The sequence below is a fragment of the Variovorax sp. GW460-12-1-14-LB1 genome, from assembly GCF_059423605.1.
Genome location: NZ_JBWKYF010000011.1, coordinates 1 through 24,436, shown reverse-complemented (window position 1 = coordinate 24,436; position 24,436 = coordinate 1). Strand labels below are relative to the sequence as shown.

Sequence of the window (24,436 nt, the reverse complement as noted above, 5' to 3'; positions counted from 1 at the left end):
GCGCTGTGCCGGCGAGGGTTCACGCAGCGGGGATTGCCGCGCCGTACCAGTCGAGGATCTGTTCGCCGGTCAGGAAGGCCACGTCGTCATGCGTCTGGATGTGCGCCAGCGCTTCGCGGAAGTAGCGCAGGCGGTGCGGCGCGCCCATGATGTAGGGGTGCACCACCAACGCCATGACGCGGGCCGAGTCTTTCGCGTCTGCGTAGAGCTGTTCGAACTGGTCGATGGCGCGGTCGCGGTACTCGCTGGCCTTGTGGTGCTGGATGAGCATCATCGCCACGTCGTTGCATTCCTGCGTGTAGGGCACGTTCACGATCGCGCCGCCGTCGCGCGTCTTCAGCCGCACCGGCTGGTCGTCGAGCACCCAGTCGCACACGTACTCGTAGCCCTGCTCGGCCAGGATGTCGGGCGTGTGCCAGGTCTCGGTGAGCCCCGGGCCGAGCCAGCCGCGCGGGCGCTTGCCGGTGTAGGCGCGAATGGCCTCGGTGGTCTTGGCGATGTCCTCGACCTCGTCGGGGACCTTTTGCATGTTGCGCTGCCCGAAGCCGTGGCCGATGAACTCCCACTGGCGTTCCTTCGCCGCCTTGGCGATGGGCTCGTAGGCGCGGATGGCCGAACCGTTGATGGCGAGCGTGGCATTGATGCCGAGTGCGTCGATCACTTCGAGCATGCGCCAGAAGCCGACGCGGTTGCCGTACTCGTGCCAGGCCCAGTTCGGGATGTCGGGCATCGGCGAACCGCCGGCCGGTGGTGTCAGCACGGTGCGGGGCATGGTCTCGTCGATGTTCCATTCCTCGACGTTGACGATCACCCAGACAGCCAGTCGTTTGCCGCCGGGCAACTTCAGTTCGGGGCGATCCGCGATGGACGAGTACGAGATGCGTTCGAGTGGTTTCATGGTGTCTCCGTGTGCTGTTGCGGGCTCAGACGATCTCGACCTGCAGGGGCGCAAGCCCGTCGATGCGGCCGGTGAGCTTGTCGCCGCGCTGCACCGGGCCGACCCCTTCCGGCGTCCCGGTGAAGATCAGGTCGCCGGGCAGCAGGCGGTATTGCTTGGACAACTCGCTGACGATCTCGTGGACGTTCCAGATCATCTTTTCGAGCACCGAGTCTTGCCGCACTGCGCCGTTCACTGAGAGGTTGAGTGTTCCCGATCGGATGTGCCCGACCTTCGCCACCGGATGGATCGGGCCGCAGGGCGCCGAGTGGTCGAAAGACTTGCCCTGTTCCCACGGCAGGCCGCGCTTGTTGCATTCGCGCTGGCGGTCACGCCTTGTCATGTCGAGGCCCGCAGCGTAGCCAAAGACGTGATCCAGCGCGTCCTCGGGCGTCACGTTCGACGCATGAGTGCCGATGGCCACGACGAGTTCGAACTCGAACTGGAAATCGTCCGTCAGCGTGGGGTAGGGCACGCGCCCGTCGGTCACCACCGAGTCGGACGGCTTCTGGAAGAAGAACGGTGGATCGCGCTCGTCGCCTTCCTTCATCTCCCGGATGTGGGCCAGGTAGTTGCGGCCCACGCAGTAGACGCGGCGCACGGGAAAACGCTGGTCGCTGTCCACGATGTCGATGGAGATGGGCTGGACTTGCAGGGCGTCGGTATTTGCGGGGACATCGGTCGCTTGCGCGAGTTCGGCCGTCGGGTGGGGGGACATGGGTTTGTCTCTCTGGAAGGTTTGGAAAGGAGTGGCTAGAGTCTAGGAACGAGGCCTTCTCACCTCAACGCGCAGGCTTGCGCAAAGATATGCAATCCTTGCGATCTTGAGATCAGCTCTTCATGCCACCCACGCCTTCCCCCGACGAATTCGTGCCGCCGCCCCGCGCCGGTGCCGCGCGTGCCGCCATCAGCAACTACACGATGGCGGCGCGGGCACAGCGCGCCTATTTCGGCATTCACGACCAGAGCAACTGCCTGCCGAATCCGGTGCCGCACCGGCATGAGTACTTCCAGATCTACGTCAACACGCGGGGCGAGACCACGCACTACATCGGCGGCAACCAGCGCGCCATCGGCGCCGGCACGGTGAGCTTCGTGCTGCCCTTTCTGGTTCATTACATTCCGAACGCGGCCGACGGCGTGTTTCATGTGATCAACATCAGCAAGGAGTACCTGCTGCCGTCGCTGGACCTCGATGTGTTCGAGCTGTCGGAGGTGCCGTTGTCACGCGCGCCCGAGCTCGCGCCTTTCCGGTTCCAGCATTGCCTGGATTTTCGCTTCGATGAAACCGAGACCCACCAGCTCCAAGCGCTGTGCGAACACATGGCGCAGGAAGCGCAGCGGCCGCCGGGCGAAGAAACCGCGAGCCATCTGCTGATTCGCAGCCATCTGCTTCACCTGATCGGCATGGTGTGGCGACGTTACGGCGAGGAGTTTCGCAACTGCGAGGCGCAGGGGATGGCCCTGCAGTCGTACCGGCCGGCGGTGCTGCGCTGCATCCGCTACATCAGCCGCAACCTCGCGCAGGAGCTGACGTTGGGCGATGCGGCGCATGCGAGCCATGTGTCGCCCACGCATCTGGCCCACCTGCTGAAGAGCGAAACGGGCAAGACCTTCCTGGAGCTGGTGACCGAACGCCGGATCGAGCGCGCCAAGACGCTGTTGGTCTTTACAGGCGCCTCTGCGGCGGAGATCGGCGAAAGCACCGGTTTCGGAGAGCCGACGCAGTTCGCGCGCCGTTTCGGGCAGATCGTGGGGGCGACGCCTTCCGCGTACCGGCGGCAATTTCAGCGAGGGGGGAATCGGACGTGGGACTGACGGCGCGATGCTCCCAGTAAGCAATCAGGCTCTCGAGCTTGACGTCGGTGGCTGCAAGTCCGACGTGGGCATTCGTTGCATGGCAGTCCTTCGCGTACGGCGGCTCCGGACGGGTTGCCGACACTCAACCTGGCCCGCCTGAGTGTCCGCTTCCACTTGTGTTGCAGCCCCAGCCTGGCTTCTTCAAAACGAGCGCGGCAGACCGAGCAGATGTTCCGCGACATACGCAAGGATCAGGTTGGTCGAGATCGGCGCCACCTGGTAGAGCCGGGTCTCCCGGAATTTGCGTTCGACGTCGTACTCGTTGGCAAAGCCGAAGCCGCCATGGAACTGCAGGCACGCATTGGCGGCCTCCCAGCTGGCCTTGGCGGCCAGGTACTTCGCCATGTTCGCTTCCGCGCCGCAAGGCTGTCGGGCGTCGAAAAGCTCGCAGGCACGCCAGCGCATGAGGTCGGCGGCTTCCACCTCGATGTGGCTCTCGGCAATCGGGAACTGCACGCCCTGGTTCTGACCGATCGGGCGGCCGAACACGACACGGTCCTTCACATACCCGGTTACGCGGTCAATGAACCACTTGCCGTCGCCGATGCATTCCGCGGCAATCAGCGTGCGCTCTGCGTTGAGCCCGTCGAGGATGTAGCGGAAGCCCTGGCCTTCCTCGCCGATCAGGTGGTCTGCCGGAATCTCCAGGTTTTCGATGAACAGCTCATTGGTCTCGTGGTTCACCATGTTCGCGATCGGCTGTACGGTCAGGCCGTTGCCGATGGCCTGGTGCAGGTCGACCAGAAAGATCGACATGCCTTCGGATTTCTTCTTCACCTCGGCCAGCGGCGTGGTGCGCGCCAAGAGGATCATCAGGTCGGAGTGCTGCACGCGCGAGATCCACACCTTCTGCCCGTTGACGACATAGGTGTCGCCCTTGCGCACGGCGGTGGTCTTGATCTTCGTGGTGTCGGTGCCGGTGGTGGGCTCGGTCACGCCCATCGACTGAAGCCGCAGCTCGCCGCTGGCGATCCTTGGCAGGTAGCGGCTTTTCTGCGCCTCGCTGCCGTGGCGCAGCAGCGTGCCCATGTTGTACATCTGGCCGTGGCAGGCGCCGGAGTTGCCGCCGCAGCGGTTGATCTCCTCCATGATCACCGAGGCTTCCGCGAGCCCGAGGCCGGAGCCGCCGTAGGACTGCGGGATCAGCGCTGCCAGCCAGCCCGCGGCAGTCAGTGCATCGACAAAGGCTTCGGGGTAAGCGCGTTGCTCGTCGATCTTGCGGTGGTATTCGTCGGGAAACTCGGCGCACAGCGCGCGCACGGCGTCACGGATGTCCTGGTAGTTGTCGGAAGAACGGTTCATGGTGTATCTCGCTGGCAGGGTGAGTGGGGCATCGGCCGCGCGAGCGCGCGCATTCCTTGCGGCCACGAGGGCGCAATGAACGACCGATGCAGGGAACGGAAAGAAGCGAAGGGGGCCGGGCGGCCCCGGGGTGTCAGGCGGGCGCCGTCATCAGTGGGATGAGTTCGCGCACGTCAGGCAGCTCCTCGAGCCGGCGCAGTGCCGAATCCAGTGTTTCGGCCTGTGACGGCGGCAGCCGCGGCTTGATCGAGGCGCAGCAGGCCATGAACTTGGCCTGCTGATCCGGCGCGGGCAGCGGCCGGCCAGGGCTGCCGAGAAAGTGCGGCACGGCCAGCCGCAGCGTGTCGCCCCGTTTGAGCACCACTTCGACCACTTGCGGACCCAGGGCGTTCGGGTTGGGGTTGCCGTCGTCCAGCACCTCGACCCGGCGTGCCAGTTCGAAGGTGCGCGCGTCGTTCAACGCGGGCGGGTCGAAGGCCTCGATGCCCACCCGGCCCTTGCGCAGCGCCGTGGCCACCACGTAGCCCATGCTGAGCTTGGCGCTGGCAGAGTCCATGCCAGGCTGCGCCGGCCGCCCCACGAGCCGTGCGATCAGCGCCGAGGCATGCACGCGCACGGTTTCCACGTCGTCCGCACCGAAGCCGTGCGTGGCCATGAGATCGACGACCGCATCGACGCCCGCATGGGTCGCGCGACCGGTGGGGTAGGGCTTGTGGCTCATGCGCGCGATCTGGAAGACCTGGCCGACGTCGTTCGCCACGTCGGCCCAGCGCGACTGGCCGAAGTCATAGAGCGCGAAGTAGCCGAACGGGCCCTCCAGGATGTCTCGCGGTCCCGGGAAGCCGGCACGCGCCAGTTCGAAGGCGGTGACGGCTGCGCGTGCGTTCAGGCCCACCTGCAGGCCGACCGCGGGCGAGCCCTCGGCATGGGCTTGCATGGTGCCGGAGAGGTGGCTGTACATGAGGCCGAGTGCGTTGTGCATCGTGTCGGCGTCCATGCCGGCGAGCTTGCACAGTGCGGCCGTGGCGCCGAGGCCGCCGCACATGGCAGGGCGGAAGAAGCGCATCGGCGCACGCTGCGCCAGCGCGACGTAGATGGCCACGTCGAGTCCCAGCGTCACCGCCGTGATCAACGCCTTGCCCGAGACGCCGCCTTCGCGTTGGGCATAGCCGAGCGCGGCCGGCACGATGCAGGCGAAGGCGTGGACCACGGCGACGTCGTGCACCGCATCGAACTCCTGGTTGAACACCTGGTAGGCGTTGAGCATCACGGCCGACGGAAAGGGCAGCTTCTCGCCGCTGCCCCAGACCGTGACGGCGTCGCCGTCGCCCAGGGACTGCGCTGCCTGCTTGAGTGCCGGCATGCGCGGATGGCGCGAGCCGGAAATGCCGACACCGATGGTGTCGTAGATGAACATCCGCGCCGCATTCACCGCTTCGGGTGGCAGGGAGTCGAAATCGCGAGAGCGGACGTGGGCGATGAGGGTGTCGATGGCGTTCATTGAGGCATCGGGACAAAGGGGACGTCGCCGGACCGGGCAACGAGCGGCGCCGGCGCGGGGACCTGCGCGGCGTACCAGTCATGGAGGGATGAGCCCGTCACCACCCGCACCATCGGGTGCGCGAGCAGCAGGTCCAGCATGGCTTCGAAATCGCCGAAACGGTGGGGCACGCCCATCAGGTGCGGATGCAGCCCGATGGCCAGCACCCGGGGTTGGCCCAGGCGGGCGACTTCGCGCGCAAAGACCTCCAGGGTGCGTTCGAGCCGCAGCTTCATCTCGGGCGAGGAGTGCTTCTCGACCGCATAGATCACCGAATCGTTGACCTCCAGCATGTAGGGCAGGGCCATCAGCGAACGGTGCTCGGTTTGCATCCAGCACGGCAAGTCGTCCAGGCACCAGTCGAACACATGGTCGATGCCGGCGGCGGCGAGGATGTCGGGTGTGTCCGCCGCTTCGCGCAGGCCGGGCGAGAGCCAGCCGCGCGGACGAACGCCGGTGAAGGCGGCGATGCGGTCGAGCGACTTCACGATGGCTTCCGCCTGGGCGTGCCCGTCGAGTTGCGCCAGCGACTGCTGCTGCACCCCGTGGCCGATGAATTCCCAGCCGGCCTCCAGGATGGCCTGCGCGGCGCTCGGGTGCGAATCGATCACCGAGGCGTTGAGGCTGGCGGACGCGCGCAAGCCGCGGCTGCGCAGCGCCTCGATCATGCGAGGCAGCCCGCAGCGCAGGCCGTACTCGGCCCAGCTGAAGTTCGGCACGTCGGGCACCGTTTCCTTGCCGTGCGGCGGCGTCAGCAGCGTGCGCGGCATGGGGCGGTCGAAAGGCCAGTGCTCCACGTTCACGACGATGTGCGCGAGGATGTGGCCGCCGTCCAGCGGCATCAACGGCGGGCGCTCGGACGAGAGTTGAAAGGGGACGCGTGGATTGCTCATGACAGGTTCTCTTGCAGGGTGGCGGTCATCGGTTCAGCTCCCTTCGAAATGCGGCGCGCGCCGCTCGGCAAATGCAGCCTGGCCCTCGGCGTAGTCCCGGCTGGCGAAGCACTGGCGCACCATCGCGTCGATCGCTTCCCGGGCCTGCGCTGTCGGGGGCTCCAGCGTAGCGAGAATCGCGGCCTTTGCGGCCCGCAACGCCAGCGGCGCGTTCTGGGCGATCAGCGCCACGCGTGACGCCACTTCGGCGGCGAAGATCTCGGCGTCGATGCAGTCGTTGACCAGGCCCAGGCGCATCGCCTCGGGGGCGTGGAGGCTGCGCGCCGTGTAGAACAGGTCGAAGGTGGCCGGTGCGCCCAGCAATCTCACCAGCCGCTGCATGCCCTCGAACGCGTAGCCCAGGCCGATGCGCGCGGCCGGCATGCGAAAGCGCGCGTTCGATGCGGCGAAGCGAAGGTCGCAGGCGAGGGCGATGCCCATGCCGCCGCCCATGCAGATGCCCTGGATGCGCGCCACTGTCGGCTTGGCGCATTCGGCCAGCACGCGCTGGGCGGTCGCCACCGCGTGGTCGTAGGCGGCGACGGCGTCGGTGCCACTGCGCTGTTGCGCAAACTCGCTGATGTCGGCGCCCGAGACGAAAGCGGCGTCGCCTTCACCGGTGACGACAATCACGCGCACGGCGCGGTCGTCGGCCAGCGTCTGTACGGCTTCAGTGAGCTGCTGCCACATGGCCAGCGTCATCGCGTTGTGTTTGCGCGCATGGCTGATCACCAGGGTCCCCACCCCCGCTGCGGTCTCGGTCCGGATGTGTCCTTCGCTCATACCGCGGCCTTCGCTTGCAGCTGTTCGATGTCGGAAGGCGTGTAGCCAATCTCGGTCAGCATCTCGGTGGTGTGCTCACCCCAGGCCGGGGCGGCGTGCGCGATGCGTGCCGGCGTGCGCGCCAGCGTGATGGGCTGCGACACCAGCCGGTAGCGCCGGCCATTGCCCGCTTCCACATCCTGCGCGATGCCCAGGTGGTTCACCTGGGCGTCCTCGAAGACCTGCGGAATCGAATAGACGGGGCCCGCGGGCACGCCGGCGCGGTTCAGCAGTTCGACCCAGTGCGCAACCGTCTGGTTCTTGAAGACCTCGGCCAGGGCCTCGTTGAGTGCCAGCCGGTGTTCGACTCGCAGCTTCTCGGTGGCGAATTCGGGCACCGCCCTCAACTGCGGAGCCTGCAGGCATTCGCACAACCGCACCCAGTTGCCTTCGCCGGACGCGCCGAGATTGAACACGCCGTCGCTGGCCTGGAAGAGGCCCATCGGGCTGCTCGTCGGGTGGTCGTTGCCTGCCTGGGCGGGCACGTCGCCGTCGTTGAGGTAGCGCGCGGCCTGGAAGTCCATCAGCGCCACCTGCGTGTGCAGCAGCGAGCCGTGCACCCATTGCCCCTGCCCGGAACGCTCGCGCTCCAGCAGCGCGATCAGGATGCCCGCTGCCGCATAGACGCCGGTGCCCGAATCGGCCACCGCGAGGCCGGCGCGCACGGGTCCCTGTGCCGGGAAGCCCGTGACCGACATCAACCCGCCCATGCCCTGGATGATCTGGTCGAAGCCAGGGCGCCAGGCATAGGGACCGTCCTGGCCGAAGCCCGAGATGCTCGCGAGGATGATCCGGGGATTGACCGCGCGCAGCGCCTCGTAGTCGATGCCCAGTCGCGCCTTGACGTCGGGGCGCCAGTTTTCCACCACGACGTCGGCTGTTTCCACCAGCCGCATGAACGCCTCGAGCCCTTCCGGCTTCTTGAGGTTCAGCGTCATCGATCGCTTGTTGCGGTTGAGGTTCTGGAAGTCGCCGCCCCAGCGGTCGGCTGCGAACATCGCCTCGTTCGGGTCGACACCCGCCGGGGGTTCGATGCGGATCACGTCGGCGCCGAAATCCGCAAGGATGCGCACGCATGTGGGGCCGGCGCGAACGCGGGACAGGTCGAGCACGCGAAAGCGCGCGAGGGCAGGGGAGGCGTTGATCTTGGGCATGGTTTCTCCGTGGGAAGTCAATGAAGCGGGGTGCCGGCGCGATGGGCGGTGCGCGCCGCGGGAACGGAAGGAGCGCCCGTCGGCGCGGCGAACTGGTGCCCGAAGGCCAGCAGCTCGGCCTCGGTGCCCGGCGCACCGATGGCCTGGATGCAAACCGGCCGGCCGCGCGCGTCGGTGCCGATCGGGAACGACAACGAAGGGAGCCCGAGGTAGTTCACGAAGGCGTGGTAGTGGTGAAGCGCGACCAGTTCGCGCGGGTCGAAGCGGTCGGAGGTGGTGGTCACCACTTGCGCGTCGGGCACGCCGCGCGGCAGCGAAGGCAACAGCAGCACGTCGGCTTGCGCAAGGTGCCCGGCAACGAAGGCGTCGCGCCAGCCCGCGCGGGATTGGCAGGCGTGCCGGTACCAGGCGGCCGGGACGGCCCAGCCCGGCAGGAGGATTGCCTGCGTGATCGGCGCCAGCGAGCCGAGTGCGTGGCGCACGCTGTGCGCATGCGTGGCCGCGGCCTCGACGTGGAGCACGATCTGGGCAAGACACGACAGTTCGTCGAGTCCACGCAAGGACGCGCGGTGCCATGCCACCGCGTGCGAGGTGGCGCGAGATTCGAATGCCCCGAGCCGGCTTGCAACGTCGTCGCGCAGGTCGGGCTGGTCCAGTGCCGACGCCACGCGCCAGCGGCGGTGGCGCGACAGGTCTTCCTCGATGCCTTCCAGGCTGAGCAGACGCTGCGCCATCGGCGCCTCGTCGGGCAGCAGCGCCGCGAACACATGGGCCGCATCCGACACCGAGCGCGCCACCACGCCGACGGTGTCCAGCGACGGCGCCAGCTGCGACACGCCACCCGCGTCGATCACGCCGGCGCCGGGCTTGAATCCGACCACGCCGCAGGTGGACGCGGGAATGCGCACCGACCCCGCGGTGTCCGTCCCCAGCGAGGCCCGGCACAAGCCGGCAGCCACCGCCACGGCCGAGCCGCTGGATGACCCGCCGACCGCCGCCGCCGGGTCCAGCGGATTCAGCGGTGCGGGAAAGTGCGGGTTCTCCGCGGTCGCGCCACAAGCGTACTCCGCCATCACAAGGGCGCCGAGGTAGGTCGCGCCACGCTCGGAGAGGCGTCGCAAGGGGGCGGAGGGAGGGCTGGTCACCGCATCGGTCGCAGCGCCTTCCGGTCGTCCTTGCCCTGCGGCGCGCAGCCCTGTGCCGAACACATCCTTGTGCGCCATCGCGATGCCGGAGAGCGGGGCATCCGCGATCGGCCGGCTGTCTGTAGCGCGCTCGACCACGCAGCGATGGACCGCAGCGCCACGCTCGAAGGCCTCGCGCTGCAAGGCCAGCGCTTCGTCGGCCGATCTGGCACCCGTGGCAATCGACCGGCGCAGCGCGGCGATGGAGGGCATGCCCGCATCACTCATGCGCGTGCTCCACAGGGCGGATGTCGAACGGCGGTGTGGTGCCGGCGGCCAGACGGCTCGCCATGGGCGCCAGCCGTGCCAACGTGCGCGCCGCGCGGACCTGAAGTCCGGGGGCGGCATCGATGCCATGCAACTGCAGGCTCAGCGTGACCCATGTCTTCCATGGCTCGAGGGTGGGGTCGGTCAAAGCGGTCTCCTGGCACCGTGCGCTCTCTCTGGAGCAGGTAAAATTAAAAGATGGATGAGGTCTATAAATATATTTATAACTCACAAAAATGTTTTATTCAATCGTTGTTTTACGGGAGCTCGCCCCATGAAAACCGCTGAACGCATCCGCCTTGCGGTCGAGGAGTCCATCCGCGACGGCACGCTCCTGCCCGGAGACACGGTGGACGAACAGGCGCTGATGACGGCCTACGAGGTCTCGCGCACGCCGGTGCGCGAGGCGCTGCTTCAGTTGCAGGCCCAGGGGCTGGTGGAAAGCCTGCCGCGTGGTGGCATGGTCGTCGCGAAGATGGACATGACCCAGCTGCTGGCCATGTGGGAGCTGCTGGCGGAGCTCGAGGGCTTGTGCGTGCGGCTGGCCTGCGAGCGCATGACGCCCGAAGAGCGGCTCGACCTCGCCAAGTCGCACGAGCGCGCCGCCGCCGCGGTCAAGAAAGAAGACGTCAAGGCCTGGCAGGAGCACAACCGGCGCTTCCACGAGGCGCTCTACCAGGGGGCACGCAACCCCTACCTGCGCCAGGAAATCCTGCGGATGCGTTCGCAGACCGGCGCCTACAGGCGCCACGCCTTTGCCGCGTTCGGTCGCCTCAAGTCGTCATGGGAGCAGCATTCCAAGCTGCTCGACGCAATTCAGCGGCGCGATGCCAGGGCGGCGGCCGAACTGATGGTCGAGCACATGAGCCCCGGCCAGGGCTCGACCAACTTCGCGTCGTTCATGGCGGCGCTGCCGAAGGAACTGATGGGGTGAGCGGCGGCAACTGCTGCTTCAGGAAGGTGACCAGCGCGTGCACCTTCAGCATCAGGTGGTCGCGCGTCGGGTAGACCGCAAAGAGGCGCCGAGGCGGCGCCACGTAGGCGTCGAGCGCGGTCTGCAACGAGCCATCGGCCAGCGCGTCCTTCACCATCACCGACGGCACCAGGCCCAGCCCGACGCCCCGGCGCATCGCGTCGACCAGCAGCAGGCTGTTGTCGGCGCGGAACGTGCCGCTCACCCGCACACGCGCGCGCCCGTCCGGCCCGTCGAACACCCATTCGTCGCGGTCGTCGCCCAGCAGGTACTGCAAGCAGTTGTGGCCCGACAGGTCGGCGGGTGTCGCGGGCCGGCCGTGACGTTCCCAGTAGGCGGGCGCGGCGCACACCACGCGGGCCAGGTCCATCAGCGGCATGGCCACCAGGCTCGAATCTTCCAGCCGCGCCTGGCCGCGCAGCGCGACGTCGATGCCTTCGCGCACCAGATCGACCGGCCTGTCGTTCAGCCGCATCTCGAGCTCGATGCCCGGGTGTTGCGCCTGGAACGCATGCAGATGCACGTGGAGATGCGACAGCGTGAGCGACACCGGCGCGGCCACGACCAGCCGCCCGGTCAACCCGCGGCTCACCGAACGGACATCGGTCAGCGTGCGCTCGGTATCTGCCAGCGTTCGCTGGCAGAAGCTGTAGAAGCGCTCGCCGGCTTCGGTGAGTTGCATGCTGCGCGTGGTTCGCGCGAGCAGGCGGCAATCGGTCCAGGCTTCCAGCGACTGGATGGCCTTCGTGACGACCGAGTTCGAGAGGTTCAGCGCGCGGGCGCCCGCGGCCAGGCTGCCCTGCTCGACGACGCGGCAAAAGTACTGCATGGCAGCGTAGCGATCCATGGCGCCGAGCGTACCAGCCGACGAGGCCAACGCAGCACGCGCGAGCGTCTCAGCGCCGCAGCGGGATGGCGATGGGGCGCATCGGTGCGGCGTCGCCGCCACGCAGCTTGAGCGACGCACCGATGAACGCGAACTCGTAGACGCGGTCCTTGGCGAGCGCTTCCAGGTTGACCAGCTCGATGATCGGCGTGCCCTGCTGTGCGAGCAGGTAGGTGTGCACCGGTACGTAGTTGTCATCGGCATCGGGCGGGAAGGTCTCGAAGCTCAGGTTGTCGGCACCCACGACCATCGCGCCACCCGACTCCACGAGAAAGCGCGCGGCATCCACGCTCATGCCCGGTGGCGAATCCATGTAGGCGTCGGCCTTGTCATAGAGCTTCATGCGGCCGGTGCGGATCAGGACCACGTCGCCTGTCTCCAGCTTCACGCGCTGCTTGTCGAGCGTCTCCTGCAGATCGGCCCGGGTGACGCGGTAGCCGGGCGCCAGCATCTCGACGCCCTTGGCGGCGGCAACGTCGATCAGGACCCCGCGGGCCACGATCGGCGGGATGGTCTCGGCGCCGGTCTTCTTCCAGCCGCGGTCGCCCAGGTGTTCACGCGCCTCGAAGCCGTTCCAGATCTTGCCGTCGAGGCCGAAATGGTTGAGCGCGTCGATGTGTGTGCCCATGTGGGTGTACATCGAGATGGCCGCGCCGGTGTAGCTCACGTGCTTGTTCTGCGTGTGGCCGACGCCCATCGGGTCGTCGACCACGGTGCCGTGCGGCGTGTGCGTCATCCAGATCTGGTAGCGCGGATCGCCGATGCCGTGCCAGCTCGGCATGCCGACGAAGTACTCGACCGACAGGTCGTACACACGCGCACCGTCCGCGCGGGAAAGCACCTGGGCCTTGGTGCTCGCGGTCATGAGGTTGAGTCGGCCGAGTTCGTCGTTCGGGCCCCACGGGCTCTTGCCCACGACGGGGGCTGCGAAGGCGAGGGGGATGCTCATTGCACCCCATAGAGACGCTGCGGCGCCGATCTTGCGTATCCATTGCGACATTGAAAACTGCTCCATTTCGTTCGGTTGCTTGGTTGGCTAGGCACGCACTGCGCGGTGCCAGGTGCTGACCTTAGGAGGAACGAAGTCGCGCGGAAACCGTGCCGGCGGCAAAGGTCCTTTCTCGATTCGCGAACGATGAAACCGGCGGAGAAAGATCCCACGGAGGGTAACTACCAATGTGCGATGGAACGCCTATAAATATATTTATAAACATTATGCGTACACCATAAAGGGCGGCGCATTCCTGGAGTTCTGTCATTGAAGAAAAAGGAAACTGCTGTGGACGCTACCTCTGTCTCATCCCTTGCGCGGCCTTCGGCCGGCGCCCATTCCCCCTCGGACCACGACCGCATGCACCGCAAGATCGCATGGCGGCTGGTGCCGTTCCTGGTGTTCCTGTTCCTGCTGGCGTGGATCGACCGCGTCAACGTGGGCTTCGCCAAGTTGCAGATGCTGCAGGACCTGCAGTTCAGCGAAGCGGTCTACGGGCTGGGCGCCGGCATCTTCTTCATCGGCTACTTCCTGTTCGAGGTGCCGAGCAACCTGCTGCTGCAGAAGATCGGCGCGCGCAAGACGCTCGCGCGCATCACGATCCTCTGGGGCCTCACGTCGATGGCGATGATCTACGTGGAAACGCCCACGTCCTTCTATGTGCTGCGCTTCCTGCTCGGTGCATTCGAGGCCGGATTTTTCCCGGGCGTGATGCTGTACCTGACGTACTGGGTGCCGGCGCATCGCCGCGGCAAGATCAACGGGCTCTTCATGACCTCGTTTGCCATCGCGGGCGTCGTCGGCGGGCCGCTCGCAGGGCTGATCATGAGCGGCATGGAAGGCGTCGCGCCGTTTCGAAACTGGCAATGGCTCTTCTTGCTCGAAGGCATTCCTTCGGTGCTTGCCGGCTTCGCGGTGCTGGCCTGGCTGCCGGACCGGCCCCAATCCGCACGCTGGCTGACCGAGGCCGAGAAGCACGCGCTGGCCGCCGAACTGCAGAAGGAGAACGCCGACGTCCCCAAGCAATCGAGTTTCGGCCGGGCGTTGCGCAACCCCATGCTGTGGCTGTGCACCGCCGCCTATTTCTGCATCGTGAGCGGCAACGCCACCATTGCGTTCTGGACGCCCTCGATCGTCAAGGAGCTGGGCGTGAAGGGCACGCTGAACATCGGCCTGCTGTCGGCCATTCCGTTCATTCTGGGAACGGTCGCGATGGTGCTCAACGGCATGCATTCGGATGCCACCGGTGAGCGGCGGCGGCACTGCGCCTATGCGACGCTGATCGCCGGCGTCGGGCTTGTGGCCACCGGCGTGTTGATCGAGCAACCTGTGCTCGCCATGGTCGCGTTGAGCTTTGCGACCATCGGCATCCTCGCCGCCTTTCCCGTGTTCTGGTCGATCCCCGCTTCCTTTCTGACGGGCACCGCTGCGGCGGGTGGCATCGCTTTCATCAACTCGGTCGGCAACCTGGCGGGGTTCGCTGCGCCCTTCACGATGGGGTGGCTGAAGACGTCGACGGGAAGCGTGGCCGCGGGCCTCTATGCGGTCGCGGGACTGGAAATCATCGCGACGCTCGTGCTGTTGTATGCGATGCGCAATCGAGCACGCTAGACAGTGGTGCATAGCTCCTCCTGGATCCTTGCCGTTGCACCGCATGCGCCTTGTGAGTCAAAGAGCGTTGCCCTTCCGGGGCGGAAGAGACGGCCCCTGTCCGGGCCTTCCCTTTGCCCGGCAAGCGCGCAGCGCTGCAGCACGCGGGAGTTCAGGGCCGACCACCTGGAAGGTCCGCTGCGCGAGTCGGTGCCCTCAGAAGGCGTGCCGAATGCCCATGTCGTAGCCGGTGGTGCTCGTGGGGACATAAGGTGCGCTGATCCCGGCAATGCCGTTCGCAAACCTCACCCCGCCTCCGGGACTGATGGCCATCGCCGCATTCACGGACCCGTTCCACTTCATCTTGGTTCGCGCAACAGTGGCATAGAGCGCGGTGCGCTTTGACAGGTTGTACACATAGCCGACGGCGAACTTCTCGATCCTGGCATCGTTGTCTTGCAGCCATGTCGCGGGATTCAAAGCATTCACCGTACGGGGAGAGGCGTAGTTCACGCGCGAATAGGACGCACGGATCAATCCAGGCCCGACCGGGGCCGTGATGCCGATCAAGCCGCCGGTGTACTTTCCATTGCTCTCGTTCCTGAAGGGATATGGAATGCCGCCGATATTGGCTACGTGCATCTTGCTGCGCTCATCCCTGATCTGCGACAACTGGCCGAACAATTTGACGACATCGAAATCGTAGGAGACCCCAGCGTTGAGGATCTTCAAACGGTCCTTGTCGAATCCGCTGAGATCGTCCTTGGTGTCTTCCTGGTAGGCGATGGCCATGTTGAGCGGGCCACGTTGATAGCCGAAGCGCCCCCCGACGTTTCGCCCGCCCTTGCTCGGACTGTGGCTCACGCCACTTTGCTTCAGGTTCTCATGCAGCGAGTACATGACCTGGCCGTAGAACCCGCCAAGATGGCCCGGCAGGAAATAGCCGACGCTGTTGGAGGCGCGAACGTAGTTGTCAAAGGGCATCAGGTTCGCGGGCGACTTTCCGCGGCTGGTGGTGAGCCCCGTGCCGATCGGATTCCATAGGTTCGCGCCAACCCCGACCGTGCCAAAGGGATCGAAGACCGTCAGATTCCAATAGGTCGGCACATAGTCCCGGCCCAGGCGCACTTCGCCGAACGGTCCCGACAGGCTGACCGTCGAGCGGCGGTCGAAAACGCCAAGCCCCTGGGCCCCGTCGTCCGGTGTGAGTGTGGATTCCAGCCAGAAGCCTGTAGCAAGCCCGCCGCCCAGATCCTCCTGTCCGCGAATGCCCAAGAGAGAAGGGGTGTGCGCACCCGACGCGAGCTTCGCGGCGCCTTGCGAGATGGATGCCGGCGCTGCCAGGGACCACCAAGGCAGGCCTGCGGGCAGCACGCTCTTGGTCTGGTAGTGGCTCACCGAGATGTCAATGACGCCGAAGAGCGTCACAGAGGACTGCGCCCAGCTCGAAGACCCGATGAACAGCGATGCAAGTGAGATGGGAAGAAAAAGCTTACGCCCGCGGTTGTGCATGAATGTCTCCTTCGTTGTTGTTGATTGCGCAGGGGAAAAACGGCCTGCCGCCGCCTGCGCCCAGGTCTTGTGTCTAGGCTGAGGGCGCCTCGAACACGGTCGCGACCGTCCCGTCGCGCAACCATTCCTCCAGAACCCGCGCCAACGGCTTTTCCGACGCGGTCTTGGGGATCGCTTCGATGGCCATCAGCCGCCCGGGAAGGGCGTTCTTCGACAGCGTCTCGCGCAAACGCGCATGGAGCACCGAAAGGTCCAGGTCGGCGCGATGCGGGACGACGGCTGCGACGACATCGCGTTCGCCAGGCGCCCCCGAGGCCGCTGCCGTGCCGAACACAAACGCATCGCGGACCAGTCCGGTGTCCGCGATGGCCTTCTCGATCTGAGCCGGGTCGATGAATTCGCCGTTGCGGCGAATGCCATGGCCGCGGCGGTGCTCGAAGTAGAGCCAGCCGTGCGCATCGGCGCGCACGATGTCGCCGGTCCAGAGCCAACCATCCTTGCCTTTGCTCTGCGAGGCCTGCGGGTCTTCGAAGTACGCGATGTCGAAGGGCGCGCCACTGACCGGCCGGAACGCCAGTTCGCCCGGCGTGCCCACAGGCGCATCGCTGCCGTCTTCGGCGACGATGCGGACGGAGAACGCCGGGTGCGGGCGGCCGATGCTGCCGATCGGACCTTTCCCGAAAGGGTTGACCGTCAGCCCGCCTTCGGCGGTGCCGTAGAACTCCAGAACATGGACGCCGAAGCGCTGCTCGAAGTCACGCCAGATGGCCTGCGGCATGCCCGCGGCGACGACGAAGCGCACGACATGATCCCGGTCGCTGGGCGACGGCGGCTCGCAATAGACGGCGGTGGTCATGCCGCCCAGCAGAGTGAAGGCGGTGCACCGGTGTCGACGCACGATCTCCCACAACCGCGACTTGGTGAAGCGGCGCGACATGACACAGGAGATCCCGAGCCTCAGGGCTGCACCCAGCGTGACCAACTGGGCATTGGCGTGCGTCAGCGACAGGCCGGAGTAGAGGCGATCGTCGCCGGTGTAGCCGAAGGCGGAGGCCACCAGTGCCGCCGTGTCGACGAAGCGGCGGTGGGTGATCACGATCCCCTTGGGCTCTCCGGTCGTGCCGGAGGTGAAGAGAATCTGCATGGGGTCATCGGGATCGACGGGCGTGAAGTGCGCCGAGGGGTGGCCTGCCTGTGTGTGGCGGGCCAGCAGTTGCGCGTAGTCCAGCGCTTCGCAGGCGCGCGGCGCATCTGCCGCAAGTTCGCCCGAGACCACACGAACGACCCAGCGCAGGTGGGTGGCGCGCGGTCGAATCTGCGCGACCGCAGCGGCGGCATAGTCCGCCGCGATCACACCCACGCAGTGCGTGCGATCGATCAGTGCGGCGAGCCTGTCGCCTTGCGCCCGCGCATCGATCGGTACCAGCACCGCCCCGAGGTGCGCGGCCGCCACCATGGCTTCGACGAACTCGGGGTGGTTCGCCATCACCAGCGCGATGGCGTCGCCACGTCGGATGCCCAGGCCTTGCAGGGCCCGGGCCAGCGCCAGGCCGTTCTCGTGCAGTTGCAGGAAGCTGCGGTGCTGCTCGGGCAAGGCCGGGCCCGCCTCGAACGTGAGGGCGATCGCATGGGGACGCGTGCGCGCATGGTGGCCGACGAGATCGGCCAGGGTCTTGAAATCCGTCATGTCAGTCCGCCTTGATGCCCGTCTTGTCGATCAGGGCCTTCCATTGCGCCGTCTCTTGCGCCGTCAGCGCAGCCAGTTCAGCCGGCGTCGAGCCCTCGGGTGTCAGGCCGAGTTGCAGCAGATGGCTTCGGAATGCGTCGCTCTTCAGGATCTGCTGCACCTCGGCGTTGAGTCGCGCGATGACCGGCGCGGGCGTGCCCGCCGGTGCCCACAAGGCGTTCCAGCCGCTCAGCTCGAATTCGGGCAGAGTCTCCCGGACCGTCGGCACTTGCGGCAGGACGGAGAGTCGCGTGGGCGTGGTCACCGCCAACGCCTTGACGCGACCGCCGCGAACGAGTGCCAGCGCCGAGGCCTGGGGCTCGAGCCGGACCTGCACGCGCCCCGCCATCAGCTCGGTGTTGGCATTGGCGCCGCTGCGGTAGGGCACATGCAGCAGATCGATGCCGCACTGCGCCTTGATCAGTTCCATGCCCAGGTGGAAGGCGCTGCCGTTGCCCGTGGAGGCATAGGCCAGCTTGCCGGGCTCGCGCTTCGCCAGGGCGATCAGCGACGGGAGGTCGGAGGCCGGCAAGCCGCTGTGGGCGAGCAGCACGTACCCGCCGCGCGCGACCAGGCTGATCGGCGCCATGTCCCTGGCCGGGTTGTAGGGCAGCCGCGGGTAGAGGTGCGGGTTCATCGTCGCCACCTGGTTCATGGCGTAGAGCAGCGTGTGCCCGTCAGCGGGCGCCTTGAGCGCCTTGTCGGTGCCGATGATCCCCGAGGCCCCCGGCATGCCTTCCACATAGACCGGGTTCGACAGGCGCGCCGACAACGCGTCGGCGATCAGACGAGCCACGATCTCGGGTGCGCTGCCGGTGGTTGCGGGCACGATGACCTGGATCGGTTTGGACGGCCAGGCCGCCGTGGCGGCTCTGGCAGCGTTGCCGGCAAGGCCGGACAAGCCCAGGGCGATCGATTGCCCGAGGAGAGTGCGTCTGGAATACATGGTGGCGTGCTTCATCCGTGTTGTGCAGCCCGTTCAAGAATGGTGATGGTCGCGGCCGCTTCCTCATGGCCCAGGAAGCCGCCGCCGTTCTCGGCGAGGGCAAGGCGCGCATTGGCCACCTGTCGCCCGCCGGCCTCGCCGCGCAATTGCAGGACGAGCTCATGGATCTGCATCAGGCCGGTGGCGCCGATGGGATGCCCCTTCGACTCCAGCCCACCCGAGGGGTTGACGGGTCGACGACCGCCCAAGGTGGTGTGGCCATGCTCCGCGAGCCATCCGCCCTGGCCGGGTTCGCACAAGCCCAGGTGTTCGCACTGGACGATTTCTCCGAAGGCCGTGGCGTCATGGACTTCGCTCACGTCGATGTCCTCGGGCCCGACGGCGGCATCTGCGTAGGCACGCAGTGCGGCGCGGCGGCTGATCGGCGTCTCGCGTCCATCGACGCGGTCCGATCCGCTGACGAGAACACTGGCCCGCACGCGCACCGCACGCTTCGCATCGAAGCGCTCCAGGGCGTCCTCGCGCACGATCAACGCCGCAGCCGCGCCATCGCCGATCGGCGCGCACATCGGCAGAGTCAGGGGCCAGGTGATGGCGCGCGCCGCGAGCACCTCGTCGACCGACATCGCGACGCGATGCTGGGCCAACGGGTTGTGCACGGAGTGGCTGTGGTTCTTGGCGGCCACATGGGCCAGTTGCCGTTGCGTGGTGCCGTGGCGCGCCATGTGCGCGCGGGCCAGGGCCGCATAGATGTCCATGAAGACGCTGCGTTGCTGTGCGACGGGGGCTTGTGTGGGGTCCTCACCAGCTTGTTGTGCGAGAAAGCGCAGCAGTGCCTCAGGCCTTTCGGCGTCGTGGGCACCGTCGAAGATGGAGAAGGTGCGGGCCTTGTCCGGGTGCGACAGCTTCTCCGCCCCCACCGCCAATGCGACGTCACACAGTCCGGCGCGCAGATGGGCGCAGGCGAGGTAGAAGGCGGTCGAAGCACTGGCACATGCGTTCTCGACGTTGATGATCGGAATGCCATCCAATCCTGCCTCGCGCAGGGCCACCTGACCACCGATCATGTGCTGCCCCTGCAGGAGCGATTGGCCGACGTTGGCGAAGAACGCCGCACCCACCTGGTCGGCCGTCGCACCAGCGTCGGCCAGGGCGAGATCGATGGCCTGGCGGGCCATCGTGCGCAGCGCAACGTCCGCGAAGCGGCCCGTGGGCGTGCTGCCCACGCCCACGATGTACAGCGGAACCGTCATCTCAGGCCTTCGCTGCCGCGGCGGGCGCTGCCGTGCGGCGGATCCGGTTGCGCAGCGTGCCGATGCCCTGCGCCTCGAGTTCGATGACATCGCCATCGCGCAGCAGCCGGCCGGTCTCCACGCCGCAGCCACCTTCGAAGGTGCCCGAGGCGAAGAGTTCGCCAGGGTGCAGCGTGCACGAGCGGCTGGCATAGCTCACGATGTCCTCGAAGGTCAGCTGCATGTCGGCGGTGCTGCGGGTGGTCTGGACGACGCCATTGAGCATCGACTGCACCTGCAGCTGGTAGAGGTCGGGGATCTCGTCCAGCGTGGCGATGCAGGGGCCGATGGCGTAGGCGCCATCGAAGTCCTTGCTCTTGCCGGCCGGGCTGCCTTCAGCCACTTGCGTATCCCGCGCGGTGAAGTCGTTGAACAGCGTGACCCCGAAGATGTGGTCGCGTGCTCGCGACACGGGGATGTCCTTGCCACCCACGCCGATGACGACGGCCAGTTCGAGTTCGTAGTCCAGCGATTCGGCGAAACCCGGCCAGGCGATCTCGGCATCCGGCCCGGTCATGTTGAGCGGATTGCCGGTGTAGAAGCGAGGCACGGTGAACCAATTCGGGGGCAACTCGAGCGAGCCATCGGCTTGTGCGGCGGCCATGGCGGCCTCCGGGTCGGCTGATCGGGCGGCCAGTTGCTCGGCGCGTCGCCGCAGGAAGAACCTGGGGTGCTCGATCATGGTTCCCCAGTCCCGGATCAGCGGCGGATTGGGCAGCGGGGGAAGCAACGCGGCGCCGGCCAGGGAGTCTGCAGCGCCGCCGTGCTTGGCGATCTGCGCACGCGCAAGGTCCCAGGATGCAGGGCCTGCGCGCAGGAAAGCCAACGCAGAGCCGAAGGCCTCTTTGCCAGGGTGGCGAGCCGTGAGGTCCAGCACGCCGTCGACACCGATGAGGGCACCGAGGCGAGGTGCGTCAAAGCCCTCACGCACAAAAGTCACGATACGCATTGAAGTCGCTCCTCAGTTGGACAGGAAGGCCACGGCACGGGCGGGGGCGGCGCTGGCGCGTGCCAGCTTCAACGGGAAGAAGCCGACATGGAAGCCGCGAAGCGGCAAGGCGCCGAGGTTGCACAGTTGCTGGACGATGAAAGCCTCCTTCTCGCGGATCGCCTTGTGGCCATCCCACAGTTGCTGCTTGTCGCCCGTTTCCTTGAAGGCCTGGGCCATCACGGCGAAGGGACGATCCCATCCGACCGCGTCCGTGCCGAGCACGGTGGCGCCTTGCTCCGACAGGAACAGCGTGCCTTCGCGGCTCATCCCCGGGTACTGAAAGAAGGCCGGCTCGCCCAGGCGATATCGCTCTTGCCCGGTCCGGATCAGCACGGCGTCGCCGGGACGGATGGGCTCGCCCACTGCGGACAACGCCTGGCGAAGCGCATCGACGGGGATGGCCTGCCCAGGCTGCGCCCAAGGGCGCACATCGAGCACCTTGCCGGGGCAGAAGAGCTCGTTCAGTTCGACCTGGTCGATGGTGCGTGAGGTTCGTCCCTCGCAGGTCGATCCGCTGTGCAGCGGTGCGTCCACGTGCGTGCCGCAATGCGACGACATGTCGTTGAGCACCTCCGAACCCCAACCCTCGCCGTCGGGCAAGTCATCGTGGCTGCAGCCGAAGAAGTGGCAGAAGCGATCTCGGCCGTCCGGCGTCGCCGGATGGGAGTAGTCCACCCGGGGCGCCACGACGCCCGCAGCGGCGGCCATGGCGGGAGGAAGCAGATCGCGGTCGTGCGGGTCCAGCGTCGAGGACAGATCGATCAATCTCATGAAGTCTCCTTTAAGTCACACGTGCGTATAAATATACAACTGTATGATTTCAAGGATTGGCTGTCAACGAACTTCAATACCTCGCCACTTCCCTCATGCCCAAGCCCACCGCAGCGAAAACCGCCGTCTCTTCGAAGCGGCAGGCGCTTTCCGACACCACCGCAAACCAGATCCTCGACGCCGCCGAGGCCCTGTTTGCTGCACATGGCTACGGGGGCACCAGCATGCGAGCGATCGCGGAGCGGGCCAACGCCAATCTGGGAGCCTTCCATTACTACTGGGGATCGAAACAAGCGCTGTGCAAGGCAGTGCTGGAGCGCCGCCTTGGGCCGGTGATGAAGGAGCGCAAGGAGCGCCTGGACGCATTCGAGGGTCGGAAGGTCCCGTTGCGAGACATCCTGCGGGCCTCCATGGCGCCCTCACTGCTTGTCGTGGGAGCCAGTGTCCAGGAGCGCGAGTCGTTCCGTGCGTTCTACGGCCGCATGCTGATGGACCCTGCCGATGAAGTGCATGCGCTGACAGCCTCCATCGTGGACGACTTCGCGCGACGCTTCGTGGATGTCGTGAGCCACGAGCTTCCTCACTTGAGCAGCGAAGAGTTCTACTGGCGCGTCATCTTCGTCTACGGCGCCTTCTTCTATTCGCACAGCACGCACACGCGGGTGCAGGCGCTGTGGCCCGAGAAGCTGCAGGAGACCAGCATCGAGGCCGGTGTCGACTACCTGGTGAACTTCATCGAGGCGGGCCTCAAGGCAAAGCCGGCGCCCAGGTCCGCGGGTTGACGGGCCACCTGACAGACAAGCGTCTGGTTGGGGGGCAGAACTGAGATACGCGATTCGAATGTTCCGGTCGCGCTGGCGGCCATGGCACTGCTCGTCCGAAACAAGAGGCCGGGGCGCCAATAACAGGACCCCTCACGAACACCGGCCGCAGTGATCGAGATCGAAAGCGACCCGATCAAATGACGCTCAGGAAATGCGACTTCGTTCTCTACGCCGCGTCTTCCGGCATGCCATCAGCACCAAATGCGACACCGCGCTCTTCCAGCTTCTCGCGCGCGGCGTGGTGCACCACGCCGCGTTTGCGCGTGTCGGACTCCAGCAGCCTGCGCAACGTGGCCTGGCTGACATTGGCATTGCGCACCACTTCCATGCGGACGCCCCAGAACTTGTCATTCGCAAAACGATCCAGGATCTCTTCGTCTGCATCCGGGTTCATGGCCGCCACGGCGCGTATGGCCTGATTGGGATCAGTCAAGAAGGGCTCGAGCTCAACCGCATTGGCCGCTCCACTGGCAGCGATGTAACGAAGCGCCTCTGCAGCTTTCTGTTCAGTTGTCTTTTTGACCATTGCACTCTCAAAGTGATGAAGCTCACCTAGCTTCTCATGCGCAATGGTTGATGCATCCGAATTCCGGCTGCCCGGGTCGGATATGCGGCCATGGATCCCGCAAGAATCCTCGCGACCTGTGGGGGACGAAACGACTTTTCTCCAGCTTTCGGCTCAAGCCGGCAACGGGCGCGCAGCCAGTGCCAATGGGGCGGCAGGGATGCCGCCAGCATCGGGCCATGAGGCATGCCGGGAAAGGCGAGGTACTGCGCACGCACGCCTGCGCGGTCGAGTCGTCCCGCCAGGTCCCGGCCAGCCGTGCGGTGGCACGGCGGCACGCTGGCGTCGCAGGCGTTCGGCGCGCGCCGCGCTGACACCTGCAGGAGGTGGCGCGGCAGGACTCTCGCCTTCGGTCGAGGCGCCCTGCATGAACAACAGCATGGTCTCGCGCCCCGCCGGCAGGGGGCGGGGTGTTCGGCCTCGCGCAGGATGAAGCCGTCCTGCCACCACAACGAGGGGTCCGCCGCCGCGTAGCGCGAGAAGAACCGCGGTCGGCGCAACAACGCGTGCAGCGCGAACAAACCACCGTACGAGTGCCCCGCACAGCGTGCGGCGTCGCGGATCAAGCGGTGCGCGCGCCGCCAGGGCCGGCACTGCTTGGGCGACGATGAAGTCGAGAAAATGATCGGCGCCGCCGCCTGGTCGGCCAGGTTCCTCATCGTCCCAGGTCGGACCGTCCGCGCGCACCGACGGCGTGTAGTCATAGGCGCGCATCGCCACGTCGAAACGCAGATCACTGTCGGGGCCGATGGCCAGGATCATCGGCGCGTCGCTGCGAGCGCTCAGTGCATCGAGTTGTGCATTGCCGAGCGAGCAGGCAGCAGTTGCTGCGATCGCACAGGGAGTTTCAGGTCAAAGGGAGTTCCAATGCGGTCTACGACAGGCCGTTCTACGGACTTGCCTGTCGGGATCGTCCTTCAAGCAGACATCGGCGGCCCCGAGTCCGGCGGCGGAAATGGTTAAGGGTTGTCCGACATCTGCCCGCACGACACGACTGCGCCAGGCATGCCAACGGCCTGAGGGCAGGTGTTGGACAAGCCTCTAAGGAGGAAACCGCGGAATGCACCGCCGCGACGAAGAGGGCGATGAAGCTATGGGGATTCGGACAGCGGCGATGGGGCCGCAGATGTTGATGCCGGTGCACGCCGGTCGATGACATGGATGGAACGAGGCGAATCCGGCTTGCCGCAGTGAGTCGCACGGTGATGTTCCGGGTGCGAAGAGCCCGCAGCAAGCGCGATGGCCTGCGCATCCCCCGCCGACTCGGCACAGCGAAGAGTCGAAGCGTGATGGCGGCACTGGCACAGATGCGCACTCATGGTGCTCGAGGCCGTTGAGGTGAAGCGCGAATCGGCTGTCCACGTGCGAGGG

At 66.5% G+C, this 24,436-nt stretch carries 22 protein-coding genes; 4 read left to right on the top strand and 18 right to left on the bottom strand.

Features of this window, described 5'->3' with window-relative positions; translation table 11 throughout:
- Positions 1 to 19 precede the first annotated feature (19 nt).
- Together AC07Y4_RS08025 and AC07Y4_RS08020 are read right to left on the bottom strand one after the other, a co-directional pair.
- Positions 20 to 898 carry a polysaccharide deacetylase family protein gene (locus AC07Y4_RS08025; protein WP_495274322.1) on the bottom strand — a complete coding sequence of 293 codons (879 nt, stop codon included), beginning with the start codon at positions 896 to 898 and terminating at the stop codon, positions 20 to 22.
- A 25-nt stretch (positions 899 to 923) separates the two neighbouring features.
- Complete coding sequence (locus tag AC07Y4_RS08020) at positions 924 to 1,655, bottom strand: fumarylacetoacetate hydrolase family protein (RefSeq protein WP_487848466.1); 732 nt, start codon at positions 1,653 to 1,655, stop codon at positions 924 to 926.
- A 122-nt stretch (positions 1,656 to 1,777) separates the two neighbouring features.
- Here AC07Y4_RS08020 and AC07Y4_RS08015 point away from each other — a divergent pair, with 122 nt between their 5' ends.
- Entirely contained in the window at positions 1,778 to 2,755 is a 978-nt protein-coding gene (locus AC07Y4_RS08015) for a helix-turn-helix domain-containing protein (protein ID WP_487848467.1), read from the top strand.
- Between the two features lie 183 nt (positions 2,756 to 2,938).
- On the opposite strand, the gene AC07Y4_RS08010 is transcribed toward AC07Y4_RS08015, so the two are convergent.
- The 7 genes from AC07Y4_RS08010 to AC07Y4_RS07980 all read right to left on the bottom strand — a co-directional run bounded on the left by AC07Y4_RS08010 (position 2,939) and on the right by AC07Y4_RS07980 (position 10,146).
- Positions 2,939 to 4,099 (bottom strand): acyl-CoA dehydrogenase family protein, encoded by a 1,161-nt coding sequence (locus AC07Y4_RS08010; RefSeq protein ID WP_070061255.1) that lies wholly within the window; start codon positions 4,097 to 4,099, stop codon positions 2,939 to 2,941.
- Positions 4,100 to 4,232: 133 nt separating this feature from the next.
- On the bottom strand, positions 4,233 to 5,600 hold the full coding sequence (locus tag AC07Y4_RS08005; protein WP_062469605.1) for an MmgE/PrpD family protein: 1,368 nt from the start codon (positions 5,598 to 5,600) through the stop codon (positions 4,233 to 4,235).
- The gene (locus tag AC07Y4_RS08000) at positions 5,597 to 6,532 is read right to left on the bottom strand and encodes a polysaccharide deacetylase family protein (protein WP_070061253.1); all 936 of its coding nucleotides are present in this window, start codon (positions 6,530 to 6,532) and stop codon (positions 5,597 to 5,599) included. Before AC07Y4_RS08000 ends, AC07Y4_RS08005 begins: the two co-directional genes overlap by 4 nt.
- A 33-nt stretch (positions 6,533 to 6,565) precedes the next feature.
- A complete protein-coding gene (locus tag AC07Y4_RS07995; protein ID WP_487848468.1) occupies positions 6,566 to 7,354 on the bottom strand; it encodes an enoyl-CoA hydratase in 789 nt (262 codons plus the stop codon).
- Positions 7,351 to 8,547, bottom strand: a complete 1,197-nt coding sequence (locus tag AC07Y4_RS07990) for a CaiB/BaiF CoA transferase family protein (protein ID WP_487848469.1) — start codon at positions 8,545 to 8,547, stop codon at positions 7,351 to 7,353. Before AC07Y4_RS07990 ends, AC07Y4_RS07995 begins: the two co-directional genes overlap by 4 nt.
- A 17-nt stretch (positions 8,548 to 8,564) precedes the next feature.
- Positions 8,565 to 9,944, bottom strand: coding sequence for an amidase (locus AC07Y4_RS07985; protein WP_487863356.1), 1,380 nt, complete (start codon positions 9,942 to 9,944; stop codon positions 8,565 to 8,567).
- Between the two features lie 7 nt (positions 9,945 to 9,951).
- Positions 9,952 to 10,146 carry a hypothetical protein gene (locus AC07Y4_RS07980; protein ID WP_070061249.1) on the bottom strand — a complete coding sequence of 65 codons (195 nt, stop codon included), beginning with the start codon at positions 10,144 to 10,146 and terminating at the stop codon, positions 9,952 to 9,954.
- Between the two features lie 126 nt (positions 10,147 to 10,272).
- Between AC07Y4_RS07980 and AC07Y4_RS07975 the strand changes: the two genes are divergently transcribed.
- Positions 10,273 to 10,932 (top strand): GntR family transcriptional regulator, encoded by a 660-nt coding sequence (locus tag AC07Y4_RS07975; protein ID WP_062469590.1) that lies wholly within the window; start codon positions 10,273 to 10,275, stop codon positions 10,930 to 10,932.
- Here the strand turns inward: AC07Y4_RS07975 and AC07Y4_RS07970 are convergent.
- A complete protein-coding gene (locus tag AC07Y4_RS07970) occupies positions 10,898 to 11,818 on the bottom strand; it encodes a LysR family transcriptional regulator (protein ID WP_487848471.1) in 921 nt (306 codons plus the stop codon). The genes AC07Y4_RS07975 and AC07Y4_RS07970 overlap by 35 nt on opposite strands.
- A 49-nt stretch (positions 11,819 to 11,867) precedes the next feature.
- Positions 11,868 to 12,806 carry a cyclase family protein gene (locus AC07Y4_RS07965; RefSeq protein WP_487848472.1) on the bottom strand — a complete coding sequence of 313 codons (939 nt, stop codon included), beginning with the start codon at positions 12,804 to 12,806 and terminating at the stop codon, positions 11,868 to 11,870.
- A gap of 402 nt (positions 12,807 to 13,208) precedes the next feature.
- Here AC07Y4_RS07965 and AC07Y4_RS07960 point away from each other — a divergent pair, with 402 nt between their 5' ends.
- The gene (locus AC07Y4_RS07960; protein WP_487848473.1) at positions 13,209 to 14,459 is read left to right on the top strand and encodes an MFS transporter; all 1,251 of its coding nucleotides are present in this window, start codon (positions 13,209 to 13,211) and stop codon (positions 14,457 to 14,459) included.
- Between the two features lie 195 nt (positions 14,460 to 14,654).
- On the opposite strand, the gene AC07Y4_RS07955 is transcribed toward AC07Y4_RS07960, so the two are convergent.
- From AC07Y4_RS07955 to AC07Y4_RS07930, 6 genes are all read right to left on the bottom strand, one after another.
- Entirely contained in the window at positions 14,655 to 15,950 is a 1,296-nt protein-coding gene (locus AC07Y4_RS07955) for a porin (RefSeq protein WP_487848474.1), read from the bottom strand.
- A gap of 73 nt (positions 15,951 to 16,023) precedes the next feature.
- The gene (locus AC07Y4_RS07950; protein ID WP_487848475.1) at positions 16,024 to 17,637 is read right to left on the bottom strand and encodes a class I adenylate-forming enzyme family protein; all 1,614 of its coding nucleotides are present in this window, start codon (positions 17,635 to 17,637) and stop codon (positions 16,024 to 16,026) included.
- A 1-nt stretch (position 17,638) separates the two neighbouring features.
- Positions 17,639 to 18,637, bottom strand: coding sequence for a Bug family tripartite tricarboxylate transporter substrate binding protein (locus tag AC07Y4_RS07945; protein ID WP_487848476.1), 999 nt, complete (start codon positions 18,635 to 18,637; stop codon positions 17,639 to 17,641).
- Positions 18,634 to 19,875 (bottom strand): thiolase family protein, encoded by a 1,242-nt coding sequence (locus AC07Y4_RS07940; RefSeq protein ID WP_487848477.1) that lies wholly within the window; start codon positions 19,873 to 19,875, stop codon positions 18,634 to 18,636. Before AC07Y4_RS07940 ends, AC07Y4_RS07945 begins: the two co-directional genes overlap by 4 nt.
- Before the next feature lies 1 nt (position 19,876).
- Complete coding sequence (locus tag AC07Y4_RS07935; protein WP_487848478.1) at positions 19,877 to 20,863, bottom strand: fumarylacetoacetate hydrolase family protein; 987 nt, start codon at positions 20,861 to 20,863, stop codon at positions 19,877 to 19,879.
- A gap of 12 nt (positions 20,864 to 20,875) precedes the next feature.
- The gene (locus AC07Y4_RS07930) at positions 20,876 to 21,676 is read right to left on the bottom strand and encodes a cyclase family protein (protein ID WP_070061241.1); all 801 of its coding nucleotides are present in this window, start codon (positions 21,674 to 21,676) and stop codon (positions 20,876 to 20,878) included.
- A gap of 95 nt (positions 21,677 to 21,771) precedes the next feature.
- Between AC07Y4_RS07930 and AC07Y4_RS07925 the strand changes: the two genes are divergently transcribed.
- Positions 21,772 to 22,458, top strand: a complete 687-nt coding sequence (locus AC07Y4_RS07925; protein WP_487848479.1) for a TetR/AcrR family transcriptional regulator — start codon at positions 21,772 to 21,774, stop codon at positions 22,456 to 22,458.
- Between the two features lie 208 nt (positions 22,459 to 22,666).
- Here the strand turns inward: AC07Y4_RS07925 and AC07Y4_RS07920 are convergent, their stop codons facing one another.
- Entirely contained in the window at positions 22,667 to 23,026 is a 360-nt protein-coding gene (locus AC07Y4_RS07920; protein ID WP_159271265.1) for a hypothetical protein, read from the bottom strand.
- Positions 23,027 to 24,436: the final 1,410 nt, after the last annotated feature.

Bases quoted from the DNA above. Each gene is read 5' to 3' on its own strand.
- AC07Y4_RS07955 (WP_487848474.1), bottom strand. From the start codon at position 15,950: ATGCACAACCGCGGGCGTAAGCTTTTTCTTCCCATCTCACTTGCATCG.
- AC07Y4_RS07940 (WP_487848477.1), bottom strand. From the start codon at position 19,875: ATGACGGTTCCGCTGTACATCGTGGGCGTGGGCAGCACGCCCACGGGC.
- AC07Y4_RS07950 (WP_487848475.1), bottom strand. From the start codon at position 17,637: ATGACGGATTTCAAGACCCTGGCCGATCTCGTCGGCCACCATGCGCGC.
- AC07Y4_RS08015 (WP_487848467.1), top strand. From the start codon at position 1,778: ATGCCACCCACGCCTTCCCCCGACGAATTCGTGCCGCCGCCCCGCGCC.
- AC07Y4_RS07990 (WP_487848469.1), bottom strand. From the start codon at position 8,547: ATGCCCAAGATCAACGCCTCCCCTGCCCTCGCGCGCTTTCGCGTGCTC.
- AC07Y4_RS07970 (WP_487848471.1), bottom strand. From the start codon at position 11,818: ATGGATCGCTACGCTGCCATGCAGTACTTTTGCCGCGTCGTCGAGCAG.
- AC07Y4_RS07945 (WP_487848476.1), bottom strand. From the start codon at position 18,637: ATGAAGCACGCCACCATGTATTCCAGACGCACTCTCCTCGGGCAATCG.
- AC07Y4_RS08005 (WP_062469605.1), bottom strand. From the start codon at position 5,600: ATGAACGCCATCGACACCCTCATCGCCCACGTCCGCTCTCGCGATTTC.
- AC07Y4_RS07965 (WP_487848472.1), bottom strand. From the start codon at position 12,806: ATGAGCATCCCCCTCGCCTTCGCAGCCCCCGTCGTGGGCAAGAGCCCG.
- AC07Y4_RS07960 (WP_487848473.1), top strand. From the start codon at position 13,209: ATGCACCGCAAGATCGCATGGCGGCTGGTGCCGTTCCTGGTGTTCCTG.
- AC07Y4_RS08000 (WP_070061253.1), bottom strand. From the start codon at position 6,532: ATGAGCAATCCACGCGTCCCCTTTCAACTCTCGTCCGAGCGCCCGCCG.
- AC07Y4_RS07930 (WP_070061241.1), bottom strand. From the start codon at position 21,676: ATGAGATTGATCGATCTGTCCTCGACGCTGGACCCGCACGACCGCGAT.
- AC07Y4_RS07995 (WP_487848468.1), bottom strand. From the start codon at position 7,354: ATGAGCGAAGGACACATCCGGACCGAGACCGCAGCGGGGGTGGGGACC.
- AC07Y4_RS08020 (WP_487848466.1), bottom strand. From the start codon at position 1,655: ATGTCCCCCCACCCGACGGCCGAACTCGCGCAAGCGACCGATGTCCCC.
- AC07Y4_RS08010 (WP_070061255.1), bottom strand. From the start codon at position 4,099: ATGAACCGTTCTTCCGACAACTACCAGGACATCCGTGACGCCGTGCGC.
- AC07Y4_RS07920 (WP_159271265.1), bottom strand. From the start codon at position 23,026: ATGGTCAAAAAGACAACTGAACAGAAAGCTGCAGAGGCGCTTCGTTAC.
- AC07Y4_RS07975 (WP_062469590.1), top strand. From the start codon at position 10,273: ATGAAAACCGCTGAACGCATCCGCCTTGCGGTCGAGGAGTCCATCCGC.
- AC07Y4_RS07935 (WP_487848478.1), bottom strand. From the start codon at position 20,863: ATGCGTATCGTGACTTTTGTGCGTGAGGGCTTTGACGCACCTCGCCTC.
- AC07Y4_RS07985 (WP_487863356.1), bottom strand. From the start codon at position 9,944: ATGCCCTCCATCGCCGCGCTGCGCCGGTCGATTGCCACGGGTGCCAGA.
- AC07Y4_RS07925 (WP_487848479.1), top strand. From the start codon at position 21,772: ATGCCCAAGCCCACCGCAGCGAAAACCGCCGTCTCTTCGAAGCGGCAG.
- AC07Y4_RS08025 (WP_495274322.1), bottom strand. From the start codon at position 898: ATGAAACCACTCGAACGCATCTCGTACTCGTCCATCGCGGATCGCCCC.